23 protein-coding genes are annotated in these 23,074 nt (G+C 70.2%); 7 read left to right on the plus strand and 16 right to left on the minus strand.

Annotated elements, in window-relative coordinates; translation table 11 throughout:
- Positions 1-37: 37 nt before the first annotated feature.
- From HD597_RS46215 to HD597_RS46225, 3 genes are all read right to left on the minus strand, one after another.
- Entirely contained in the window at positions 38-817 is a 780-nt protein-coding gene (locus tag HD597_RS46215; RefSeq protein ID WP_253752925.1) for an alpha/beta fold hydrolase, read from the minus strand.
- Positions 814-3,036: an ATP-binding SpoIIE family protein phosphatase gene (locus HD597_RS46220; RefSeq protein WP_253752926.1), complete on the minus strand. Its 2,223-nt coding sequence runs from the start codon at positions 3,034-3,036 to the stop codon at positions 814-816. The genes HD597_RS46215 and HD597_RS46220 overlap by 4 nt, the downstream gene beginning before the upstream one ends.
- A gap of 123 nt (positions 3,037-3,159) precedes the next feature.
- A complete protein-coding gene (locus HD597_RS46225; RefSeq protein WP_185110359.1) occupies positions 3,160-3,864 on the minus strand; it encodes an iron-dependent transcriptional repressor DtxR in 705 nt (234 codons plus the stop codon).
- Positions 3,865-3,964: 100 nt separating this feature from the next.
- Between HD597_RS46225 and HD597_RS46230 the strand changes: the two genes are divergently transcribed.
- A complete protein-coding gene (locus HD597_RS46230; protein ID WP_253752927.1) occupies positions 3,965-4,582 on the plus strand; it encodes a UdgX family uracil-DNA binding protein in 618 nt (205 codons plus the stop codon).
- A gap of 72 nt (positions 4,583-4,654) precedes the next feature.
- Here the strand turns inward: HD597_RS46230 and HD597_RS46235 are convergent, their stop codons facing one another.
- The gene (locus tag HD597_RS46235) at positions 4,655-5,956 is read right to left on the minus strand and encodes an MFS transporter (protein WP_253752928.1); all 1,302 of its coding nucleotides are present in this window, start codon (positions 5,954-5,956) and stop codon (positions 4,655-4,657) included.
- 10 nt (positions 5,957-5,966) lie between these two features.
- Entirely contained in the window at positions 5,967-6,620 is a 654-nt protein-coding gene (pdxH, locus tag HD597_RS46240) for a pyridoxamine 5'-phosphate oxidase (protein ID WP_253752929.1), read from the minus strand.
- Positions 6,621-6,802: 182 nt separating this feature from the next.
- Between pdxH and HD597_RS46245 the strand changes: the two genes are divergently transcribed.
- Positions 6,803-7,909 (plus strand): citrate synthase 2, encoded by a 1,107-nt coding sequence (locus tag HD597_RS46245; protein WP_253752930.1) that lies wholly within the window; start codon positions 6,803-6,805, stop codon positions 7,907-7,909.
- 225 nt (positions 7,910-8,134) lie between these two features.
- Entirely contained in the window at positions 8,135-9,688 is a 1,554-nt protein-coding gene (locus HD597_RS46250) for a peroxidase family protein (RefSeq protein WP_253752931.1), read from the plus strand.
- On the opposite strand, the gene HD597_RS46255 is transcribed toward HD597_RS46250, so the two are convergent.
- The gene (locus HD597_RS46255; protein ID WP_253752932.1) at positions 9,648-10,529 is read right to left on the minus strand and encodes a LuxR C-terminal-related transcriptional regulator; all 882 of its coding nucleotides are present in this window, start codon (positions 10,527-10,529) and stop codon (positions 9,648-9,650) included. The two genes, HD597_RS46250 and HD597_RS46255, sit on opposite strands and share 41 nt — an antisense overlap.
- Before the next feature lie 170 nt (positions 10,530-10,699).
- Here HD597_RS46255 and serC point away from each other — a divergent pair, with 170 nt between their 5' ends.
- Entirely contained in the window at positions 10,700-11,809 is a 1,110-nt protein-coding gene (serC, locus tag HD597_RS46260; RefSeq protein ID WP_253752933.1) for a phosphoserine transaminase, read from the plus strand.
- Positions 11,810-11,931: 122 nt separating this feature from the next.
- A complete protein-coding gene (locus tag HD597_RS46265) occupies positions 11,932-12,519 on the plus strand; it encodes a TIGR00645 family protein (RefSeq protein WP_253752934.1) in 588 nt (195 codons plus the stop codon).
- Here the strand turns inward: HD597_RS46265 and HD597_RS46270 are convergent.
- The 10 genes from HD597_RS46270 to HD597_RS46315 form a co-directional block, all read right to left on the minus strand.
- The gene (locus tag HD597_RS46270) at positions 12,516-13,904 is read right to left on the minus strand and encodes an SRPBCC family protein (RefSeq protein ID WP_253752935.1); all 1,389 of its coding nucleotides are present in this window, start codon (positions 13,902-13,904) and stop codon (positions 12,516-12,518) included. The two genes, HD597_RS46265 and HD597_RS46270, sit on opposite strands and share 4 nt — an antisense overlap.
- Entirely contained in the window at positions 13,897-14,478 is a 582-nt protein-coding gene (locus tag HD597_RS46275) for a hypothetical protein (RefSeq protein ID WP_253752936.1), read from the minus strand. Before HD597_RS46275 ends, HD597_RS46270 begins: the two co-directional genes overlap by 8 nt.
- 93 nt (positions 14,479-14,571) lie before the next feature.
- Entirely contained in the window at positions 14,572-15,213 is a 642-nt protein-coding gene (locus HD597_RS46280; RefSeq protein WP_253752937.1) for a rhomboid family intramembrane serine protease, read from the minus strand.
- Positions 15,214-15,338: 125 nt separating this feature from the next.
- Positions 15,339-16,103, minus strand: coding sequence for a crotonase/enoyl-CoA hydratase family protein (locus HD597_RS46285; protein ID WP_253752938.1), 765 nt, complete (start codon positions 16,101-16,103; stop codon positions 15,339-15,341).
- A gap of 10 nt (positions 16,104-16,113) precedes the next feature.
- Positions 16,114-16,887 (minus strand): SDR family NAD(P)-dependent oxidoreductase, encoded by a 774-nt coding sequence (locus tag HD597_RS46290; RefSeq protein WP_253752939.1) that lies wholly within the window; start codon positions 16,885-16,887, stop codon positions 16,114-16,116.
- Positions 16,888-16,934: 47 nt separating this feature from the next.
- On the minus strand, positions 16,935-17,273 hold the full coding sequence (locus HD597_RS46295; RefSeq protein ID WP_148442055.1) for an STAS domain-containing protein: 339 nt from the start codon (positions 17,271-17,273) through the stop codon (positions 16,935-16,937).
- Between the two features lie 184 nt (positions 17,274-17,457).
- Positions 17,458-18,195: an energy-coupling factor ABC transporter ATP-binding protein gene (locus tag HD597_RS46300; protein WP_372513564.1), complete on the minus strand. Its 738-nt coding sequence runs from the start codon at positions 18,193-18,195 to the stop codon at positions 17,458-17,460.
- On the minus strand, positions 18,189-18,944 hold the full coding sequence (gene cbiQ, locus HD597_RS46305; RefSeq protein WP_253752941.1) for a cobalt ECF transporter T component CbiQ: 756 nt from the start codon (positions 18,942-18,944) through the stop codon (positions 18,189-18,191). Before cbiQ ends, HD597_RS46300 begins: the two co-directional genes overlap by 7 nt.
- Before the next feature lie 3 nt (positions 18,945-18,947).
- Positions 18,948-19,961 (minus strand): energy-coupling factor ABC transporter permease, encoded by a 1,014-nt coding sequence (locus HD597_RS46310; protein ID WP_253752942.1) that lies wholly within the window; start codon positions 19,959-19,961, stop codon positions 18,948-18,950.
- 87 nt (positions 19,962-20,048) lie between these two features.
- Entirely contained in the window at positions 20,049-21,857 is a 1,809-nt protein-coding gene (locus HD597_RS46315) for a glycosyltransferase family 2 protein (protein WP_253752943.1), read from the minus strand.
- A 324-nt stretch (positions 21,858-22,181) separates the two neighbouring features.
- Between HD597_RS46315 and HD597_RS46320 the strand changes: the two genes are divergently transcribed.
- Both HD597_RS46320 and HD597_RS67080 read left to right on the plus strand, forming a co-directional pair.
- A complete protein-coding gene (locus HD597_RS46320) occupies positions 22,182-22,541 on the plus strand; it encodes a hypothetical protein (RefSeq protein ID WP_253752944.1) in 360 nt (119 codons plus the stop codon).
- An 18-nt stretch (positions 22,542-22,559) separates the two neighbouring features.
- Positions 22,560-22,925, plus strand: a complete 366-nt coding sequence (locus HD597_RS67080; protein ID WP_276083195.1) for a ClpX C4-type zinc finger protein — start codon at positions 22,560-22,562, stop codon at positions 22,923-22,925.
- Positions 22,926-23,074 lie beyond the last annotated feature (149 nt).

The following is a 23,074-nucleotide window of genomic DNA, read 5'->3' on the forward strand; positions in this document are numbered from 1 at the left end:
GGTGAGGGTCACAATCCTCTCATTCCCGCCCTTGGCCTCACGCCGATTCCAGGATGACGCGGGCCACCAGCTCCGGATCGTCGCTCATCGGCACGTGACCGCACCCCTTCAGCAGCTTGACCCGCTGCCCCGACCACCGCGCCGCGCGCACGGCCTGGCGGCGCAGCAGCAGCCGGTCGTGCTCGCCCCACGCGATCGTGATCGGCGACTTCGGCGGCGCGGGCGGCATCAGCCCGCCGAACGACTCCAGCGTCTCGTCGAAGCCGGGCGCGTTGCTCAGCGCCTGCGTGGCGGCCATCAGGGCGGCCGGGTCGAGCCTGGCGGGATGGGCGACGAGGAGGCCGGCGGCCACCGCGCGCAGGTGGCGGTTCTCCAGCTGCTCCGGGGTCAGGGCGCGGGCCGAGGTGCGCATGGCGCGCAGCGTCGCCTGGCAGTAGAGCAGCTCCGCGCGGGACCAGAAGCTGACCGGGGAGAGCGCGACGGCCGAACTCACGACACCGCGCGAGGCCAGCTCCAGCGCGATGTAGCCCCCGAGGGAGTTGCCCGCCACGGCGGGCTCGCGGATGCCGAGCCGGGCGCAGAACGACTCGACCGCGTCGGCCAGCGCCTCGGCGGTGTACGGGATCCGCGCCGGCAGCTCGGGCGAGACCCCGAAGCCGGGCAGGTCGACCGCGAACACCGTGCGGGAGGCGGCGAGGCGGTCGAGCACCGGCAGCCAGCCCTGCCAGTGGTGGCCGATGCCGTGGACGAGGATCAGCGGCGCGCCGGTGCCCCGGCGCTCGAAGGCCAGCTCCATGGCCGCCAGTGAATCACTCACCTACCACGCGTGGGAATCTCGAACCAGACCGCTTTGCCTTCCCTGGTGGGTCGCGACCCCCAGCGCCTGGCGAGCTGGTCGACCAGGTAGAGGCCGCGCCCGCCCTCGTCGTTCTCGCCCGCGCTGCGGATGCGGGGCAGCCGCAGGTCCTGGTCGAACACCTCGACCCAGACCGACTCCTCGCCCCTGCGCAGCCGCAGCGTGAACTCCTTGTCGCCGACCACTTCGTCCTCGAAGCCCGGCATGTCCCAGGACTCCTCGAACGGCAGCGGCGGCCCCTCCACGACCAGCTCCCTGCGCGGCACCCCGGCGGTGGCGGCGTGCAGCACCACGTTGGTGACGACCTCGGAGACGAGCAGGCAGGCGAGCTCGGCGCGCTCCTCGGGCACGTTCCAGCTCGCGAACGCCTCGGCGGCCATCCGGCGCGCCTCGCCGACCATGATGGGCTGGGCGGGGAACGTGCGGGCCTCCACGTCGAGGTCGACGTCGCTGGAGCGGACCACGAGGATGGCCATGTCGTCGTCGATCTCGCCGGGCACCGCGACCGTGGCGGCGTCGGCGATGCGCTCGACCTCGGCGTCGGACATCTTGGCCAGCTTCTCGCAGAGCACGCCCAGCGTCTCGGCCTCGCTCGGCATCCGGCCGTCGCGGCCGGGGCGGCGGTCCACCAGGCCGTCGGTGTAGAGCAGCAGCGCCGCGCCCGGTGGCAGCGTGCGCGTCTCCTCCTTGTAGACCAGGTCGGCGTGCAGGCCCTTGGCGCGCACCCCGAGCGGCTGGCCGACCTCCTCGATGTCGAGCTCGACGCACTGCCCGTCGACCAGCAGCAGCGGCGGGGCGTGCCCGGCGTTGGCGAAGGAGAGCTGGCGGGACCAGGCGTCGTAGACGAGGTACTGGCAGGTCACGATGGGCGGGATGCTGACGTCGGCGCCGTTGTCGTCCTGCTCGGGGGTGGCGATGATGCGGGTCCACTCGTCGAGCCTGGCCAGGATGTCGGCCGGGGACTTGTCGTCCTGGGCGAAGGCCCGCAACGCGGCCCTGAGCTGGCCCATGATGGCCGCGGCCTTGGCGCCCCTGCCCTCGACGTCGCCGATCACGATGCCGACGCGGCCCGCGGACAGCGGGATGACGTCGTACCAGTCGCCGCCGACCTGGGTCTGGATGCCCTGCCCGTGGGAGGCCAGGGGGGCGGCCGGGTAGTAGCGCACGGCGATCTGCAGGCCGTCGAGCTGCGGCAGCGCCCGGGGCAGCAGGTACTTCTGGAACGACTCAGCCGTGTGGCGCTCCTCCTCGAACAGCAGCGCGTTGTCGATCGCGAGCGCGACCCGGGTGGCGATGGCGCCCACGAAGTCGCGGTCGAAGGCGTCGTAGTGGGGGCTGCGGCGGTCGGTGAGGTTGGACAGGCCGAGGTACATCAGCCCCAGCGTCTCCCCCCGCACCAGCAGCGGCGCCACGATGGCGGAGGTCATGCCGATCTCGCCGCACAGGCGCGCGCTGCCCTCGTGGGGGACGGGGCTGCGGTTGGTGGCGAAGTCCTCGACCAGGATGGTCTCCTGGCGGCGGAGCGCGGTGTCGGCGTAGTGGCCGGAGGGGTAGCGGATCTCCGCGCCCACCGGCTTCCATGTTCCCGACGGTGGAGTCCACCCCTGCACGTGCTGCGAGACCCTGCGGACGAGCCGGTCGCCCTCCATCAGCTCGATGAAGCAGTGGTCGGCGAACTGGGGGACGAGCATCTCCGCGACCCGCTTGAGCGTCTCCTCGACGTACAGCGAGCCGGCCAGCCGCTCGCCGATGCGCTCCAGCAGCCCGAACCGGTCCTTCTCCCGCTCGTTGCTGCGCAGCGCCTCGCGGGCCATGATGACGATCCCCGTCACCCCGCCCGACGAGGGACGCAGGGGCACGGCCTGCGCGCGGACGTAGACGATCGTCCCGTCGCCGCGCCTGACGTCGAAGGTGCCCTCCCAGACGCCGCCCTTGAGGACGTGCTTGGCGAGCTCGATCGCCATCGGGTGGTCCTTCTCCATGATCCCGAGGGACAGGACGGACGAGTCACGCGAAGGCGACTTACCCTGCCGGCCGAAGAGTTTCTCGGCGAACGGATTCCAATAGAGGAGATTGCTGAAACGGTCGGTGACGACCACGGCCATTTCGGCGTGGTCGAGCACGGACCCGGCAGCAAGGTGATCAGCCGCTTCTTGTGACAGATCCCCCCATCGCTTCATCCGGAGACCACTCCTCGGGGTGGCGTGTATGCAAAGCGGACCACGGGCGCTCCTGCAACAGTCTTGGCCAGGGGAGAGTGGAGGGCCTCCCAGGAGGGATTCAACCAAGTAGCTGGACGCGCGTCAGCGCTTGGAGACAAAAACGTGCGCGGCGACATCGCGCGGAAGCTCCGCGGGAGTATCCTTCGCGTCACCGTCACCTGTCACCCGTACACCGTCGTCGCTCGCCGCGAGCGTCACCTCGCGTCCGGGTTGTATCCCAACTTGCTTGAGTTTAAGCATCACAGCGGGATCGCTTTGCACTTGTTCGCTAATTCGACGCACGACTACCGGTGTGTCGCGTGTGCCGGCGAGGTCGCACATCGTCGTCAGCACGTCGTCGCCGCTCTCGACCGGCTCCCTGGCGCCCAGCTCGGCCAGCCCGGGGATCGGGTTGCCGTGCGGGCACACCGTCGGGTTGTCGAGCAGCGTCACCAGGCGTGACTCGACCGACTCCGACATGACGTGCTCCCAGCGGCACGCCTCGATGTGCACTTCTTCCCAGGGAAGGCCGATCACCTGCGTCAACAGGCACTCGGCGAGGCGGTGCTTGCGCATCACCCGCGTGGCGAGCGTGCGGCCCAGCTCCGTCATCGACAGGTGGCGGTCACCCTCGACGCGGACGAGCCCGTCACGTTCCATGCGTGCGACGGTCTGGCTGACGGTGGGGCCGCTCTGCTGAAGACGCTCCGCGATGCGGGCCCGCAGCGGGACGATGCCCTCTTCTTCGAGCTCGTAGATGGTACGGAGATACATCTCCGTAGTGTCGATCAGGCCGTGTGCGGTCAAGGCTCCTCCCAAGTGAATGGTACTTCGCCGATCGTGGGACTGAGCCCGTCCGCTGCGGGCACAGGAGTCACAGGGAACCCTATTGGGAGAACGACCGACGATGGTTAAGGACGGCAACAATGGGGCGGCCGAGTTCCTTCCCGACCGTCTCGATCTCGATGCGCTCCGGAGTGCCGCGGCCTGCTGCGAGGGCTGTGACCTGTACAGGAACGCCACGCAGACGGTGTTCGGCGAGGGGCCGCGGCAGGCGAGGTTCATGCTGGTCGGCGAGCAGCCGGGAGACCAGGAGGACCGGCAGGGGCACCCGTTCGTGGGCCCGGCGGGGCGCATTCTGGACAGAGGTCTGCAGGAGGCGGGAATCAAACGGGACGACGTCTACCTCACGAACGCCGTCAAACACTTCTCTTTCACGCCACGGGGTAAAAGGCGGATTCATCAGAAACCCACGGCCGCCGAGATCGACGCGTGCCGGCCGTGGCTCGACGCCGAGCTGGCGGCGGTGCGGCCCGAGGTGGTCGTGGTGCTCGGCGCGACGGCCGCCCGGTCGCTGCTCGGGCGCACGTTCAAGGTGACGCAGCACCGTGGCGAGCCGGTGCCGCTCGGCGAGTCGCTGGCGGTGGCGACCATCCACCCGTCGGCCGTGCTTCGCGCGCCCGACCGGGACGCGGCCTACGCGGGCTTCCTGTCCGACCTCCAGGCGGCGGCCCGGGTCGCCTGAGCACCAGCCGCCCAGGCGCCGCTGGCGCCTGAGCGTCAGCCCGACCGGGCGCAGGCGCGGGTCGCCTGAGCGTCAATCCGCCGGTTCCTCCTTCAAGGGGCCGGTTCCCTTCGAACGGCGCGGCCGGACCACCGCGGCCGAGCCGGCCCGGTAGTTGCGGAACCCCGCCACCGACAGCCCCACGACCAGCACGGTGACGACGCAGGCCAGGCCGCCGCCCACCCACGCGCCCGTCAGCCCGAAGGCCGTGGCCGTGGCGCCGGCCCGCAGGTCGCCCAGGCGCGGCCCGCCCGCCACGACCACCATGAACGCCCCCTGCAGCCGCCCCCGCATCTCGTCGGGCGCGTAGAGCTGCAGGATCGACTGCCGCCAGACCGAGGAGATCACGTCGGCCACCCCGCCGACGGCCATGAACAGCACCAGCAGCCACAGGTCGTGGACGAGCCCGGCGGCGGCCACGGCCAGCCCCCAGACGGCGATGACGACCGTCAGCGCCACCCCCTGCCGCTTGACGCGCCCCACCCACCCGGAGAACAGCGCGCCGGCCACGGAGCCGATGGCCATCGCGGAGTTCATCCAGCCCAGCGCGAGCAGGTCCCCGCCGAAGCGCTCGGCGGTCAGCTCGGGGAAGAGCGCCCGCGGCATGGCGAACACCATCGCGATGATGTCCACGACGAACGACATCAGCAGCACCGGGCTCCTGACGATGAAGCTGAGGCCGTCCAGGACGGCCCTGGCCCCCGGACGTTGCACCTCGCCCAGCGGAGGCAGTGAGGGCAGTCTGAGCGCCGCGTAGAGGTTGGCGGTGAACAGGACGGCGTCCACCGCGTACGCCCACGCGAACCCGCCGTACGACATCGCCACCCCGCCGACCATCGGCCCGAGGACCGCGCCCATGCTGTAGACGAGCGAGTTGAGCGCGTTGGCCGCCGGCACCAGCTCCGGTTCGAGGATCCTGGGGATGATCGCGCCCCGGGTCGGCCCGGTGATGGCGAAGCCGGTGGAGTTCAGCGCGACCACGAGGAAGATCAGGTAGACGTTGTTCAGCCCGAGCAGCGCCTGGACCAGGATGAACAGCGTGGCGGCCCAGGCGACCACCGAGCCGATGATGAGCAGCTTGCGCCGGTCGACGGCGTCGGCGACGGCCCCGCCCCACAGACCGAAGACGATCAGCGGTATCAGGTTGGCGATGCCGATCAGGCCGACGTAGAACGACGAGTGCGTGATCTCGTAGACCTGCTGCCCGACCGCCACGACGGTCACGCCGACGCCTACGTGTGACACGGCCTGGCCCAGCCAGATCCGCCGGTACGCGGGAACGCCCAGCGGCCGGGTGTCTACGAGATGACGCTTGACCAGCTCCCCGAATGCCACTTAACGAACATTAAGGGGCAAGCCTCTCCAGAACCCATCCGGGTCGTGTCCGCCGGTAGCGCAGCCGATCGTGCATCCGGTCGAGCTGCCCCTGCCAGAACTCCACCTCGACCGGGGTGACCCGGAAACCGCCCCAGAAGTCGGGCACCGGCGGATCCTCCGGCCAGCGGGCCGCCAGCTCCTCGTACCGGGCGTCCAGCTCCTCCCGGGAACGCACGACGGCCGACTGCCGCGATGCCCAGGCACCGATGCGCGAGCCGTACGGGCGCGAGTCGTAGTACTCCGCCGACTCCGCGTGGGAGATCCTCGTCACAGTGCCCTCGATGCGCACCTGGCGGCGTACCGGGTGCCAGGGGAACAGCAGGGAGGCGCGCGGGTTCTCGGCCAGGTCGCGGCCCTTGCGCGACTCGTAGTTGGTGTAGAAGACGAATCCGCGTTCGTCGTAGCCCTTGAGCAGGACCGTCCTGGCGCTCGGGCGGCCGCCGGCGGAGGCGGTGGCCAGGATCATGGCGTTGGGTTCCGGCAGGCCGGCTTCGAGCGCGTCCTGGAACCAGGTGGTGAACTGCGCGATGGGGTCGGACGCGAGGTCTGATTCGAGCAACGGCTCGCCCTCGTACGTACGGCGAAGCCCCGCCAGCGTGGGCGGGCGCGGGGTGGCATCCACGAGACGATATTCTTGCGCGCTTGCGTGGTAGATCCCATGCACCGCTCCCGACCAGCGGGTTTGCCTGAACGGCGGGTCCCGAGACCGAGCATGAGCTGGGAGGGGGTTAAATTGACCCGCCGGTATCTCGACATCAAGGCATCGCGTTGCCGAAACATGGCAAGAAAGGGAGGCGGCCGAGTATGTCCGACTTCAAACCCGGGCTCGAAGGCGTCGTAGCTTTCGAGACCGAGATCGCGGAACCGGACAAAGAAGGGGGCGCCCTTCGATACCGGGGCGTCGACATCGAAGAGCTGGTCGGCCGTGTCCCGTTCGGGCACGTTTGGGGCCTGCTGGTCGACAATCAGTTCCAGCCGGGCCTGCCCCCGGCGGAGCCGTACCCCATTCCTGTCCACTCCGGTGACATCCGTGTAGACGTGCAGAGCGCGCTGGCGATGCTGGCCCCTGCCTACGGCTTCAAGCCCCTGCTCGACATCAGCGACGAGGAGGCCCGCGACCAGCTCGCCCGCGCCTCCGTCATGGCCCTGTCGTTCGTGGCGCAGTCCGCGCGCGGCCTCGGCCTGCCGATGGTGCCGCAGAGCAAGGTCGACGAGGCCAAGACCATCGTCGAACGCTTCATGATCCGCTGGCGCGGTGAGCCTGATCCCAAGCACGTCAAGGCCATCGACGCCTACTGGACCTCGGCCGCCGAGCACGGCATGAACGCCTCGACGTTCACCGCCCGCGTCATCGCCTCCACCGGCGCCGACGTGGCCGCCGCGCTCTCCGGCGCCGTCGGCGCCATGTCCGGCCCGCTGCACGGCGGCGCGCCGGCCCGGGTGCTGCACATGATCGAGGGCGTCGAGCAGCTCGGCGACGCCAAGAAGTACGTCCAGAGCGAGCTCGACAAGGGCAACCGTCTCATGGGCTTCGGCCACCGCGTCTACCGCGCCGAGGACCCGCGCGCCCGCGTGCTCCGCCGTACGGCCAAGGAGCTCGACGCGCCTCGCTACGAGGTCGCGGCGGCGCTGGAGCAGGCCGCGCTGGAGGAGCTGCACGCCCGCAAGCCCGACCGCGTGCTGGCCACCAACGTGGAGTACTGGGCCGCCGTGGTGCTCGACTTCGCCGAGGTGCCCTCCCACATGTTCACCTCGATGTTCACCTGCGCCCGCACGGCCGGTTGGGCCGCGCACATCCTGGAGCAGAAGCGCACGGGCAGGCTGGTCCGCCCGAGCGCCATCTACACCGGTCCCACCTCGCGCCCACTCAGCGAGCTCGATGGCGCCGACGAGGTCGTCGGCAAGTACTGATTCCGTGTTGCGGCTACCGCGCGGCCCCTTTTTCACCAGGACGGGCCGTGGCGGTAGCCGTTTCGCGTTCCCGGGGACGAAAGACCCTAGGGGAAAGTGGTTCCTTGACCGTCTCCGGTCAGAGGCTCAGCCTGGCGGCAGGCACCCTCGGCCCTCCCACGAGCAGGTATGACGTTCTGCGCGCGCCTGCCCTCCTCCGGTGTGAGGGTCAGTAAGGAGCACGTCATGGAGCCCACATCCGGCTTAACCAGGCGCGGCTTCCTCACCGGCGTAGGCGCCGGAGCCGCCGCACTGACGCTCACCCCCGCAGAGGCACTCGCCAAGGTCGTCACGGCACGCGCGGGAGGCCTGGCGACCTCCCCCGACCGGTTCGGACGGGTCTTCAGCCTGGCCCCGTTCGCCGACTTCAACGCCCCCAGCCTGAGGTCCGCGCTGATGGAGATGGGCCGCCCCGGCGGCCTGGCCGACGCCAGGGACCCGCTGCAGGAGGGCCCGATCCGGTTGATCACCAACCCCGAGCTCAGCCCGAACAACCTCGACAACGCCACCCACACGGCGGGCACGACGTTCTTCGGCCAGTTCATCGACCACGACATGACCTTCGACCGGGACTCTCCCCTGGGCGTGCCGACCGCGCCCGAGCAGTCGCCCAACCTCAGGACGCCCGGCTTCGACCTCGACACCGTCTACGCCCGCGGCCCCGCCTCCGATCCGCAGTTCTACGACCCCGCGGACACCGCCAAGCTCCGTGTGGAGAGCGGCGGCCGGTTCGAGGACGTGCCCCGCAGGGCCAACCGTACGGCGATCATCCCCGATCCCCGCAACGACGAGAACCTCATGATCAGCGGCATGCACGCGGCGTTCCTGCGCTTCCACAACCGGGTCGTGGACCACCTGCGGGCGGCGGGCCAGCAGGGCAACGTGTTCGAGGCCGCCAGGCAGCAGGTCAGGTGGCACTACCAGTGGCTGGTGCTGCGGGAGTTCCTGCCGCAGATCATCGGCCAGAGCGTGGTCGACGACATCCTCAGGAACGGGCGGCGCTTCTACCGGCCGGTGGCAGGGCAGCAGTTCATCCCCGTCGAGTTCCAGGGCGCGGCCTACCGGTTCGGGCACAGCATGGTGCGGCCGTCGTACCGGGCCAACCTCGCGGGCAACCCGGACGGCACGCCGTTCTTCGGCTTCATCTTCGACCCCGCGGGTCAGGGCCAGGCCGACCCGGTGGACCTGCGCGGCGGGGCCAGGGCGGCCAGGCGGTTCATCGGCTGGCAGACGTTCTTCGACTTCGGCGACGGCGAGGTGCGGCCGAACAAGCGCATCGACACCAAGCTGTCCACGCCGCTGTTCAACCTGCCGCTGGCCGCGATCCCGTCCGCGGACCCGCCGACCTCGCTGGCGCAGCGCAACCTGCTGCGGCACATCACCTGGTCGCTGCCGTCCGGGCAGAACATCGCACGGGCCATCGGCGTGCAGTCCCTGGAGGCGCAGCACTTCCCCGAGCTGCAGTCGATCGGGCACGGGCTGCCCTCCAGCACCCCGCTCTGGTACTACGTGCTCAAGGAGGCCGAGGTCCTGGCCGGCGGCCTCAGGCTGGCCGGCGTGGGCGCGCGGATCGTGGGCGAGGTCTTCGTCGGGCTGCTGCAGCTCGACCCGTCCTCGTTCCTGAGCACGAACCCGTCCTGGCGGCCCACGCTGCCGCGGCGCTCGGGCCCGGCGGGCGACTTCAGGATGGTGGACCTGCTCACCTTCGCCCGGGTCGATCCGGCGAGCCGAGGCCAGTGATCCTGCGCCGGGGCCGCCCGCCCGGCGGCCCCGGCGGCAGCAGGCCCACGCGGTGGGCAATGGTCAGCGCCTCGGACCGGTTGCGGGCGCCGAGCTTCACGAACAGCCTGGCCCTGGTGCTCTCCACGGTCTTGCCCGCGATGCCGAGCAGGCGGGCGGTCTGCTTGATGCTGTCGCCGCGCGCGATCGAGGCCAGCACCTCGGCCTCGCGCTCGGTGAGCCGCGGCGCGGGCCCGAGCCGCCGCACCATGCCCGCCCCGACCACCAGGTACTCCCGCGCCACCAGGTCCAGCACCGCGCACAGGTGGCCGGGCACGTCCCCCAGCCACAACACCGCGTGCGCGCCACGCGCCACGGCGTCGGTCACCACGCACGGCCCAGGCGGCGCCGACGGCACGGCGATCGCCCGCGCCCCGAGCCGCCCGGGCAGCGCCCAGTCGGCCTCCACGGGGTCCACGAGCACCGCCGTGAGCCGGCCGCCCGCCATCTCCTCGTCGTACGGCAGAGGCCCCCGCACGGCCGCCAGCGCCCGCCCCGCCCCGATCATCGCCCGCGTCACCACCTCGCCCGCGATCGGGCACCTGGCGTGCAGGACGACCAGCTCCCTGCCCCGCTCCCGCTCCACGTACGCCCTGCCGGCGGGCTCCAGCAGGCCGAGCCCGCGGAAGACGGCCTGCCCCTGGCCCGCCACCCCGAGCTTGCGGTAGATGCGCCGCCTGTGGTTCTCCACGGCGCAGCGCGAGAGCCGCAGCCGATCCGCGATCTCCTGGGCACTGTGGCCTGAACCGGTCAGGGAGAGGATCTCCAGCTCTCTGGCGGTGAGGACGTCAGCGTCTTCCATGGCCATCAACGCCTCATGCGACTTGCCTGGAAAGTGGGATTTCCTGAGCGTTTAGTCAAGTCTCCGGTCAGGGACGGGCCGCTGACCTGGCGCGGGCGGTGAAAGTTCCAGCGGTCTCAAAGTCCGGACCGAGTGCAAGCCATTACGCGCAGGTCGGTAGGCTCCGTTACGTGGCTGACATCGTGATTCCCGCTGACATCAAGCCCGCCGACGGCCGCTTCGGCTGCGGGCCCTCGAAGGTTCGCACCGAGCAACTGGCCGCGCTCGCCGCCTCCGGCGCGAGCCTCATGGGCACCTCGCACCGCCAGAAGCCGGTCAAGAACCTGGTCGGCCGCGTACGCTCCGGTCTCGCCGACCTGTTCTCGCTGCCGGAGGGCTACCAGGTGGTGCTGGGCAACGGCGGCACCACCGCGTTCTGGGACATCGCCGCCTTCGGGCTGATCCGCGAGAAGTCCCAGCACCTGTCGTTCGGCGAGTTCTCCTCGAAGTTCGCCACGGTCACCAAGAAGGCGCCCTGGCTGGCCGAGCCGAGCGTGATCAAGTCCGAGGTCGGCACCTACCCCGAGGCGGTCGCCGAGGACGGCGTCGACGCCTACGCGCTCACCCACAACGAGACCTCGACCGGCGTCGCCATGCCGATCAAGCGCATCGGCTCCGACGACTCGCTGGTGCTCGTCGACGCCACCTCCGGCGCCGGCGGCCTGCCCGTCGACATCGCCGAGACCGACGTCTACTACTTCGCGCCGCAGAAGAGCTTCGCCTCCGACGGCGGCCTGTGGATCGCGATCATGTCGCCGCGTGCCCTGGCCAGGGTCGAGGAGATCGCCGCGAGCGGCCGGTTCGTGCCCGAGTTCTTCAGCCTGCCGGTCGCGATCGACAACTCCGGCAAGGACCAGACCTACAACACCCCGGCGGTCGCCACGCTGTTCCTGCTGGCCGACCAGCTCGACTGGATGAACGGCAACGGCGGCCTGGCCTGGACCACCGCCCGCACCGCCGAGTCCAGCCAGCGCCTCTACACCTGGGCGGAGAAGTCGGCCTACGCCACGCCGTTCGCCGCTCCGGAGTTCCGCTCCCAGGTGGTCGGCACGATCGACTTCAGCGACTCCGTCGACGCCGCCGCCGTGGCCAAGGTGTTGCGCGCCAACGACATCGTCGACACCGAGCCGTACCGCAAGCTCGGCCGCAACCAGCTGCGCGTCGCGATGTTCCCGGCCATCGACCCGGCCGACATCGAGGCGCTGACGGCCTGCGTCGACTACGTGGTCGAGCGCCTCTAGCCTCGCTCCAGACAAATCCGGCCGGCACCGGCAGTCCGTCGGTGCCGGCCGTCGGCGCTTCCGGCATGAGCTCGGGTCGCCCGCCTCGCCATCCCCTCCGGCTCGACGACCAGGAAACATTCTTGTCCGCTAAGCCCTTATTCGGCCAGGGCAGCGCCCGGCCGAAGAGCCTCGGTTACCTGATGTTCGCCAGCCGCTGGCTCCAGGTTCCCCTCTACCTCGGGCTCATCGTGGCCCAGGCCGTGTACGTCTACCAGTTCGCGCTGGAGCTGTGGCACCTCATCGAGACCGTGTTCCTGCACGGCGACGCCCCGGCCGCAGCCGGGGCTCCCTCGCCCGAGGTCGTGGTCATGCTCACGGTGCTGGCCCTCATCGACGTGGTGATGATCTCGAACCTGCTGATCATGGTGATCATCGGGGGCTACGAGACGTTCGTCTCGCGCATCGACCTCAACGACCACCCCGACGAGCCCGAGTGGCTCTCCCACGTCAACGCGAACGTGCTCAAGGTCAAGCTGGCCACGGCCATCATCGGGATCTCGTCGGTGCACCTGCTGCAGACCTTCATCCGGGCACAGAGCACGCCCAACGACAAGATCATGTGGCAGACGCTGATGCATCTGGCGTTCGTGGCGTCGGCCGTGGGCCTCGCCTACATCGACCGGTTGTTGTCCACGTCACCGGCCGAGCACACGCGCTCCCACCTCTAACGGGTCCGAGGGCGGGAAGCGCCACGCGCGGGGACGGGCTCCTCCTCCTCTTCTTCCTCGTCCTCGTACTCTTCCTCCGGCTCCTCGTCCTCCTCGTACTCGTCCTCTTCCTCCTCGGGCTCCTCTTCCTCTTCCTCTTCCTCTTCCTCCTCGGGCTCCTCTTCCTCCTCGGGCTCCTCGCCCTCCTCCTCTTCGGGCTCTTCCTCCTCGTAGTCCTCTTCTTCCTCGGGCTCCTCCTGCTCGGCGGCCGCGCGCTCCTCGTCCATCGCCGTCTCGTGGTCCTTCACGACCTCGCCGTCGCGGATCTCCCCGCGCCAGCCGTCGCCCACGTCGTCGGGGTGCAGGAGGAGGTGCGCCATCACATGCCGCCTGAAGTGCTTGAGCTCCAGCCGCGCGCGGCGCCCCTGGGCACGCCACAGGTTGCCGGTGCGCTCGAACAGGCCCTGCGGGTGGTACTCCAGCACCACCAGGACGCGGGTGAGGTCGTCGGTGATCTCGTGGAAGGTCACCGCGCCGTTCACGAACCCCTTCGGGCCCTCGGACCTCCAGATGATCCGCTGGTCGGGAAGCTGCTCGACGACGTGCGCCTTCCAGTTCCTGTGCGACCAGAAGACCTGGGCCTTCCACGTGGACTCCTGGTCCGACTCCCGCTTGACGTTCTCGACCTTCTTCATGAACGACGGGAAGTCCTCGAACTGGGTCCACTGGTTGTAGACCAGGCGCCGCGGAGCACCGATGTCGATCGACTCGATGATGTTGGTGATCTTCCGGTTCCCCTTGTCGCCTCCCTTGCCGGTGAGCTTCTGCATGATGCCCTTGAGACCGCCCTTCAGGCCGCCGGTGAGGCCGCCCGTGAGGCCGCCCTTGATGGCTCCGCTCACCATGCCCGGCTTGTCGCCACCGGAGCCGGTCACCGCGCCCAGCAGGCTGGATCCCTTGCCCCCGGCGTAGTCGGACAGACGGCCGGTCAGCCCTTCGAGCTTGTTCTCGGCGCGGGCGAGCGCCCGGCCCGCCGCGGCGTGCAGCAGGTTCTGCGCCTCCTGCTTGAGCCGGTCCGTGGGCAGGTTCTTGACGATCTCCTGCCCGGCCTCCTTCGCCACGCCGGCCACCGCTCGCGTGGTCCCCTTCGCGGCGCCGGCCAGCCCTCCGGCCGCTCCCTTCGCCGCGCCGATCGCGCGTCCACCGGCGCCCTTCTGCTCATTGGCCGCCTGTTCGGCCGCGGTGTTCGCCGCGGTGTTCGCCGCGGAGGCCGCCTGCTCCTCCGTGTTCTTCGCCGCGGCGGCCAGGCCGCTGCCCGCGCCGGCGGCCCTCCTGGCCGTTCCCGTCCCGGCTCGGCCCGCCGCCTGGGCCAATCTCCTTGCTCGGCCTGCTTCTGCCTCAGCCATGGTCGCTCCCCCTCATCGCCCGGCGGGTCCGCCGCAGCATGCGGGGTCGCCGCTGGGTCCTCTCGCGCGCTTCCGGCTCCCGAGCCTCCGCTTCCGGCTCCTCGCCGTAGTCCTCGTCCTCGCCCTCGGCGGTGTCCTCCGTGGTGCCCGCGGCGGTGTCCTCCGCGGTGTCCTCGGGCTCCTCCGCCCCGTCCTGCTCGCCTTGTGGCGCGCCCGCCCGGTCGGAGTCGTCGCCGGGCTTCTGCCCCGGCGCCCGCATGGCCTCGGCGCGCTCGTGCAGCTTGTCGCTCAGGGAGTCGATCTGCCTGCCGGCCGCGGCTACCGCCGCCGCCTTGCCGACCTCCAGGAGATCTCCGCGCAGGCGATCGACGATCGGCGCCACGTCCGCGGAGGAGGTGAGGGTCTTGATCCCCTGGGACAGCAGGCCACCGCCACTGCCGCCCCCGCCCTTGCCCCCGCGTGCCCGGCCGGCCAGCCCGGCCGCGGCCAGCGCCGCGGCCATGCGCAGCTTACGGCGCCGGCCGAGGAAGTACCCGGCGAGCAGGGCAAAGGCAATGCGCAACTTGTTCGACATGGTCAGCGCTCCCGTTCCTTCAGCAGCTCTGACCGACGCCTGCCCGCGTTCGGGCTAAGGACCCGATGTAGGGAGAAAGTTGGACATTTCTTATCAGAACGAGTACGGGTTGGCCGGCGCCACCTCGCGCCGCGGCCTGCGGCGCAGCACCCAGGCGGCCACCACGCCGCCGACGAGCCCGAACAGGTGCCCCTGCCACGAGATGCCCTGCTGGTTCGGCAGCAGGCCCGCCAGGATCCCCCAGTACGCGATGCCCACGCCGATGCCGATGACGATGTCGAGGAGCCGGCGGTCGAACAGGCCGCGGGCCAGGATGTAGCCGAAGTAGCCGAACACCAGCCCGCTCGCCCCGATCGTCAGGACCGCGGGGCTGGTCACCCAGGTGCCCAGGCCGCCGATGAAGATGATCAGCACGGTGGCCCAGAGGAACTTGCGCAGGTCACGCAGCCCGGCCAGGAAGCCCAGCACCAGCAGCGGCACCGAGTTGGCCATCAGATGGCCGAAGCCGCCGTGCAGGAAGGGCGCGAACAGGATGCCCACCAGGCCGTCAGGATCCCAGCCGACGATGCCGAACTGGTAGTCGAGCGCACCGCCCACGAAGAAGTCGACGCCCTCGACCACCCACATGACGGCGACCATGCCGACCACGATGATCAACGCGCTGAGCGCGCCGGAGAGGAGCGCTCCGGCACCGCGCTTGGCCGACTCGAACCTGGAACCCGAATAGTCGCTCATGCGCTCTCCCGGTAACTTGTCTCCTCTTTCTTTACCGTATCCGTGCGGAGCTATGCGCGCGCTAAAGGAGACCCCTCCCGTTCCTTGGGCAGGACGGGAGGGGGACGGTCATCCGACCTTCCTGGTCATTCGCCCTTCCACTGGGGCGCGCGCTTCTCGGCGAAAGCGGCGGCGCCCTCCATGGCGTCCTTCGAGCCGAAGACCGGGTTGATGATCGCGCCCTGCTTCTCGAACATCTCCTCCAGCGACCAGTCCTGCGACTCGATGACCACCTTCTTGGTCGCGGCGAGGGCCAGCGGGGCGTTGGCGGCGATCTTCCTGGCCAGCTCCAGGGCGCCCTCCAGGGCGCCGCCCGGCTCGGTGATCCGGTTGACCAGGCCGAGCTCGTACAGGCGGGCGGCCTCGTAGTGGTCGCCGGTCAGGGCCATCTCCATGGCCACGTGGTACGGGATCCGCCGCGGCAGCCGCATGATCCCGCCCGCGCCCGCCACCAGCCCGCGCTTGGGCTCCGGCAGGCCGAACTTCGACTCCGAGGAGGCCACGATGACGTCGCAGGCCAGCGCCAGCTCGAACCCGCCCGCCAGGGCGTACCCCTCGACGGCGGCCACCAGCGGCTTCTTCGGCGGCGCCTCGGTCAGCCCGCCGAACCCGCGGCCCTTGACCACCGGGAAGTCCCCGGACAGGAACCCCTTGAGGTCCATGCCCGCGGAGAACGTGCCGCCGGCGCCGGTCAGGACGTAGGCGGAGATGTCGGGACGGGCGTCCAGCGCGTCCAGCGCCTCGGCGACGCCCCGCGCCACCGCGCCGTTGATGGCGTTGCGGGCCTTGGGGCGGTTGATGGTGAGGATCGCCACATTGCCGGACTCTTCGACGAGCACTTCGTCAGACACGGGACCTGCCTTACTTGGGCTGGAAGCGGATGCCGCCGTCGAAGCGGATGACCTCGGCGTTCATGTAGTCGTTCTCGACGAGCGACCTGACCAGGTGGGCGAACTCGTCGGCCCGGCCCATGCGCTTGGGGAAGACCACCGGCGCCACCAGCTTCGCCTTGAACTCCTCGGAGTTGGGCGAGAAGCCGTAGATGGGGGTGTCGATGATGCCGGGGCAGATGGTGTTCACCCGTACGCCGATGGCGGCCAGGTCACGGGCCGCGGGCACGGTCATGCCCACGATGCCGCCCTTGGAGGCCGAGTAGGCGAGCTGCCCCGTCTGCCCCTCCAGCGCGGCCACGGACGCGGTGTTGATCACCACGCCGCGCTGCCCGTCGGCGTCGGCCGCCTCGGTCTTGGCGATGGCGGCGGCGCCGATGCGCATGAGGTTGAACGTGCCGATCAGGTTGACCTCGATGACCTTGCGGTAGGTGGCCGGGTTGTGCGGGTTGCCGTCACGGTTGACCGTGCGCTCTGCCCAGCCGATGCCGGCGCTGTTGACCACCACGCGCAGCGGCTTGCCGGTGGCCACGGCGGCGTCCACGGCCGCCTGCACCTGCTCGTCGTCGGAGACGTCCGTCTTGGCGAAGACGCCGCCGATCTCGTCGGCGACGGCCTTGCCGCGCTCCTCGTTGAGGTCGGCGATGACCACGGTGGCGCCTGCCTGGGCCAGCAGGCGGGCGGTCGCCTCACCGAGGCCGCTGGCACCGCCGGAGATGATTGCTGCAGATCCGTTCACGTCCATAGCCGGACCCTAACCCGCAGACCGAATGAAGTTCTACTCGGGGGCGGTTAAATCTCGCCCACGGCGGTGTCCACGTCGGAGTACACCTTGATCCGCCGGTCGAGACCCGTCGTGCGGAGGATGCGCGCCACCGGCGCCTGCGGCGCCGCCAGGGACACGCCGCCGCCCTCTCCGGTCGCCAGCCGCCAGGCCTCGATCAGCACCGACAGGCCGCTGGAGTCCATGAACGAGAGCTGCTGGAGATCGAGCACGAGCCGCGCGCTGTCCTGCTTGATGGCGTCACGCACCTCGTCACGCAGGAACGGCGCGGTGAACAGGTCAAGCTCTCCCTCGACGGCCACCACCACGGCGTCGCCCAGGGCGTGTCGCGCAAGCCGCAGCTTCATGGGCCCCTCCTCGATGAGCCACTGTACTTCGACATCCCCGGATACCGGGCATGCACAAACTACGAAAAGTCGGATGCAGGAGAACAAGGCGGGCCTAAACGCGTACCAAACGCCCCGTCAAGAGCCATGCTCCGGGTTTCTACCCATCTCGCCGCCGATGCCCTTGCCTGGGAGGCCAGCTTGCTCAGACGGCGGGGATCGCGAAGCCGTACGGCAGCTCCAGGCGGTGCCGGGCCAGCAGGTCGGCGTCGCCGAGCAGGTCGCGGGTGGGACCGTCGGCGGCGATCACGCCACCGGAGAGGATGAGCGAGCGCTCGCACAACTCCAGCGCGTACGGCAGATCGTGCGTGACCATCAGCACCGTCACGTCGAGGGAGCGCAGGATCTCCGCCAGCTCCCTGCGGGCGGCCGGGTCGAGGTTGGACGAGGGCTCGTCGAGCACCAGGATCTCGGGCGCCATGGCCAGCACCGTCGCCACCGCCACCCTGCGCCGCTGCCCGAACGACAGGTGGTGCGGCGGCCGGTCGGCGGCCTCCAGCATGCCCACCCGCTCCAGCGCGCCCTCGACCACCCGGTCCAGCTCCGGGGCGCGCAGGCCCGCGTTGGCGGGGCCGAAGGCCACGTCGTCGCGGACCGTGGGCATGAAGAGCTGGTCGTCGGGGTCCTGGAAGACCAGGCCGACGCGCTGCCTGACCTCCTTGAGGGTGTCCTTGCGCACCGGCGTGCCTGCCACCGTGACACTGCCGTGCCCTGCGGTGAGAATGCCGTTGAGATGCATCACCAGCGTGGTCTTGCCGGCGCCGTTCGGGCCGAGCAGGGCCACGCGTTCGCCGCGGGCGATCGTCAGGTCCACGCCGAACAGCGCCTGGGTGCCGTCCGGATAGGCGTAGGCGAGCTGCCGGACTTCAAGAGAGTTCACCACGTTAGTCCCAAGATGGCGAGGGCGACGGCGGGCAGGGCGAGTGCGGCCCCCCAGTGGGCCGGCGACGCGGGCAGCTCCTGGATGACGGGCATCTGGCCCGAGTAGCCGCGGCTGAGCATGGCCAGGTGCACGCGTTCGCCCCGCTCGTACGAGCGGATGAACAGCGCCCCGGCCGACCGCGCGATCACCGGGATGTGCCGGAAGTTGCGGGCCTCGAAGCCGCGCGACTCCCTGGCCACCCGCATCCGCCGCATCTCGTCCACGATCACGTCCAGGTACCTGAGCATGAACATGGCGATCTGCACCAGCAGGCTCGGCAGCCGCAGCCGCTGCGCCCCCAGCAGGATCGCCCGGGGCTCCGTGGTGGCCGCCAGCAGGATGGACGCCACCACGCCCAGCGAGGCCTTGGCCAGGATGTTCCAGGCCGCCCAGAGGCCGGGCACGCTCAGCGAGAGCCCCAGCACCTCGGTCCGCTCCCCCAGCCCGACCACCGGGATGAGGAAGGCGAACAGCACGAACGGCACCTCGATCACCATGCGCCGCAGCACGTACGTCCCCGGCACCCTGGCGGCCACCGCGACGCCGCCCAGCAGGACGGCGTACGCGGCGAACGCCCAGAACCGCTCGCGCGGCGTGGCCACGACCACGAGCGCGAAGGCGAAGACCGCCAGCAGCTTGCACTGCGGCGGCAGCCGGTGCACGACCGACTCGCCCGGCAGGTAGAGCCGGTGGTGGTGCCCAGCGCCCACGAATCACACCCTGGTCTTGTCGGCTGTCTTGTCACGGTTGCGCGCGGCCCAGGCCACGGCCCCGGCGATGAGCAACACCAGACCGACGCCGAGGATCCCGGCCACGCCGACGGGAATCCCGCCCACCTCACCGTAGTCGGCCAGAGCCCACCGGCCGAACAGGTGGTCGGCCTGCTGAGCGAGGAAGCCCTCGCTCTCGCCCACGGCCTCCAGCCCGTCGGGGTCCCCGGAGGCGAAGAAGGAGACGACCCCGGCCAGTACCAGCGTCAGGCCGACGCCGCCGAGCAGGAACGGCCTGAGCCCGCCACCGGTGGTCACCGGCCGCTCCTCGGGCACGACGGTGGTGGTGCCTCCGGTGCCGCGCAGCTCCAGCGGCTTGGCCAGGCCGCGGGCCCCGTACACCAGGTCGGGCCGCACGGCCAGCACGGCGCCGACGGTCACCGCGGTGATCAGGCCCTCGCCGATGCCGATCAGCAGGTGCACGCCGCCCATGGCGGCCGCCACCGTGCCGACCTCGATCGGCGCGGTGCCGCCGATCCAGAACAGCAGCGTGAACACCAGCGCGGAGGCCGGCACCGAGATCAGCGCGGCCAGGAACGCCGCCACCACGACCTTCCCCCTGGCCATCGTCGTGACCAGCCGGAAGATCCCCCAGCCGACGAGCACCGTGACGATGCCCATGATCGTTATGTTGACGCCGAGCGCCGTCAGCCCGCCGTCGGCGAAGAACACGCCCTGCACCAGCAGGACCACGGCCATGCACAGCACTCCTGTGTACGGCCCGACGAGTATCGCGGCCAGCGCGCCGCCCAGCAGGTGGCCGCTGGTGCCGGCGGCGACGGGGAAGTTGAGCATCTGCACGGCGAAGATGAACGCCGCGACGAGCCCGGCCATGGGGGCGGTGCGGTCGTCGAGCTCGCGCCGCGCGCCGCGCAGGCAGACGGCGACGCCGGCGGCCGCGACGACCCCGGCCGATATGGATGTCACCGCGTTGAAGAAGCCATCGGGTACGTGCACGGCTGCCTCCAGCAAGAGGGTCCGAGAAGAGGACGGACAAACGGTCCTACTTTAGGACATCGTCTTGCACCTGCACATAGATGGCAATTACCGAAGAATTCTTTTGACCACGCTCTCGGCCGTCAGCCGCCGCACCACCGCGCTCAGCCGCCCCTTGCCCGAGGTCGCGTACGGCCGCACGCTTCTGAACAGGGCCGACGCCCACCATCGGCGTGGCCCGGCCACCGTATCGGTCTCGATCCTGAACAGCGCGGGCGGCCCGCCCAGATCGAGCTCCAGGTAGGCGTCCCAGGTGCCGGGCGCCAGCTTCCCGACCGCCGGCCTGGCCGCGAACCCGCCTCCGGGCAGCGCCATCACGCGTTCGGCGCGTTCGCGCCCGGTGCGCCGCTCCCGCCACACGAGCCGCTTGACCGCCGTGGCGGGCGGGGTGGTGCCGGCCACGGTGACCTCGCCGTCCATCAGCAGCCGGTGGCCGAGCGCCCAGCGCATCCTGATCAGGCGCGCCGTGCCGGGCACCGCGACCACGTGGCCGCCCACGTCGATGCTGAGGTTGCCGTTGTCCCGGGTGAAGTAGGGCAGGGCCACGACGCCGCCGACCAGCCGGGGCCGCGGCCTGCCGAGGCCGCTGTCACGGTCGGCCCCGAGCCTGCCGAGCCGGATCACCCCCTCGATCTCGACCGCGACCCGCAGGTCCCAGATGCCGGAGTCGAGCCTGCCGACGTCCACCCTGGCGGTGAACTCGCCGCCCTTGCGCTCGGCCGTCACCACCAGCTCCCTGTCCGGGTCGTGCCTGGCGCGCAGCACCACGGCCAGGCCGTCGTCCCTGGTGATCCCGGAGAGCCTGGCGGCGCCCGTCACCACCAGGTGCTCGCCCTCCCAGCGCAGCCCGGTCAGCCGGCGCCGCACGGTGGCGCTCTCGATGCGGGCCAGGCGCATGAGGCGGTCGATGTCGTCCAGGGCGCCGGCCCGCTGCCGGTCGATGGTGTTGAGCCGCTCGTGGACGCCGGGGGTGTACCACTCCTCGCACAACGCGGCGACCTCGCGGGCGATGTCCTTGCGCCGCACGTCGTCGCTGTCCAGGAACACGGCCCCGAGCTGGGTGAAGACGTCGAGCCTGAAGTGCCTGCGCAGCAGGTGGTCGCGCAGCGGGCCGGGCTCGACGTGCCGGGCCATCAGCCGGATGGGCTCGCGGATCATGGCCAGCCAGGCCAGCGGGTCCCGGCTGCCGGGCTGCTGCATGATGCTGCTGCCGTCGGGCCTGGAGACGAGGTGGTAGCAGTCGTGGTCGGCCACCACGGAGATCGCCCGGGCGTGGCAGTAGGCGTGCACGGTGAAGAGGATGTCCTCCCCGACCAGCATGCCCTCGCCGAACCTGATGCGGTGGCGGACGAGCAGCTCCCTCCTGAACAGCTTGAAGCAGCTCAGGCTGTTGTAGACGTTGCTGTCACCGAGCTCCACCCGGTCGGCGCTGTGCGCGAACATCGACACGGGCGCCCGCCGGCCGTGGCCGACGATCTTGCCGAGGACGATGTCGGTGTCGTTGCGGTCGGCCACGGCGACCATGCGTTCGAGCGCCTCGGGGCCGAGGTGGTCGTCGGCGTCGCAGAAGAAGACGTACCGGCCGGTGGCGTGCTCGATGCCGACGTTGCGCGGCCTGCCGGCGCCTCCGCTGGCCTCGATGTGCACGACCTTGACGCTGTCCGGGTGGTAGGAGGCGTAGAGGTCGAGGAGCTCGCCGCTGCCGTCGGTGGAGCCGTCGTCCACGACGACGATCTCCTTCTTCACCCGCTGGACGAGCGCGGAGGTGAGACACCGGTCGAGGAAGTCCCGGCAGTTGTGGACGGGGATCACGACGCTGACGTCGACCGTGTCGTCACCGTCGCCTGCCCCGCCCATCTCCACCACTCCACAGTCACGTAGCGCCGTCGTCCCGTCTCAGTATGTGACGAGTGCGGGTGCCCGTGGGGGCCGATCGCGGCGTCTTCTTCCCACTGCTTTGCCGGCGTTGGAGATTCGCGGCATTCCGCCGATAAGCAGCGGGATCTCCGCCAAATACCTCATTCAATCGGCACCGAATGAGTTTCAGGGAGGAGGATTTCCTCCCCGGGAGAGGATTTATCTCCGCCGGGTTCATTACGTCACCACCGCCCACCTCCGGTGATCCCGGCGCCGGAGTTGCGCGTCTACAGTTAGGCAACCTTGACCGGGAGGTGGCGGGAAATGGGATCTGATCTCCGCAGCGGAACGGCCGACGGCTCGGCCGTGCACACTGCTGAGTTCATCGTCTCCTCGGCGCGCCTGACGGAGCTGCACGAGTGCTCCGCAGTGCTGCGCCGCACGAGGACGCGGGCCGAAGAGATCGTGGACGAGGCTCGCGCGCTGCTGGCCGAGGCCGAGCGACACGGCGACGGGGAGCGCGTTCTCCTGCTGCGCGACCAGCTTGAACAGGCACGCGAGAGGTACGGGCAGGTGTTGAGCGCCTACCTGTTGTTGTCCCGCAGGATCAACGAGGAGCGGCAGGAGATTCTGCGGGCGCACATGGACCGGGATCGGCTCCAGGGGTTGTCAGGTGTGGCCTGACGAAGCTACCGTCAGGTCATGCCTGACTGGAAAGAGAACCTCCATTGCTCCTTCTGTCACAAGAAGAGCGGGGACGTGAACAAGCTGATTGCCGGGCCCGGCGTACACATTTGTGACGAATGTGTCGGGCTGTGCGGGGAAATCCTCGAACAGGAACGACTCGCCGCTTCCACCGAACCCCGGCTTCCCGCCTGGGAAACCATGTCCGTCGAGCAAATCCTCGAACATCTCCCGAAAATCGCCGCCGTACAGGCACAGGTGGACGACAACCTACGCGACTGGGTGGCACAGCTCCGCTCCCGGGACGTCAGCTGGGAACGGGTCGGCGCCGCCCTCGGCATGACGCGGCAGTCCGCGTGGGAACGTTTCAGGAGCGAAACCTGAGGCGTTGTAAACCTCTGTGGCATATGGGGCGTCCTAAACTTTCAGGGAGGCCCGATCATGCACGTCCTGGACGATGTCGCGCCCGATCTCGAACGGCTCCGGCTGGAGCTGGTCCTGATCCAGGCGCTGCACGAAGAGGCGGAGCGGCT

Origin of the sequence: Nonomuraea thailandensis (assembly GCF_024172165.1) — a bacterium.
Classification (GTDB): Bacteria; Actinomycetota; Actinomycetes; order Streptosporangiales; family Streptosporangiaceae; genus Nonomuraea; species Nonomuraea thailandensis.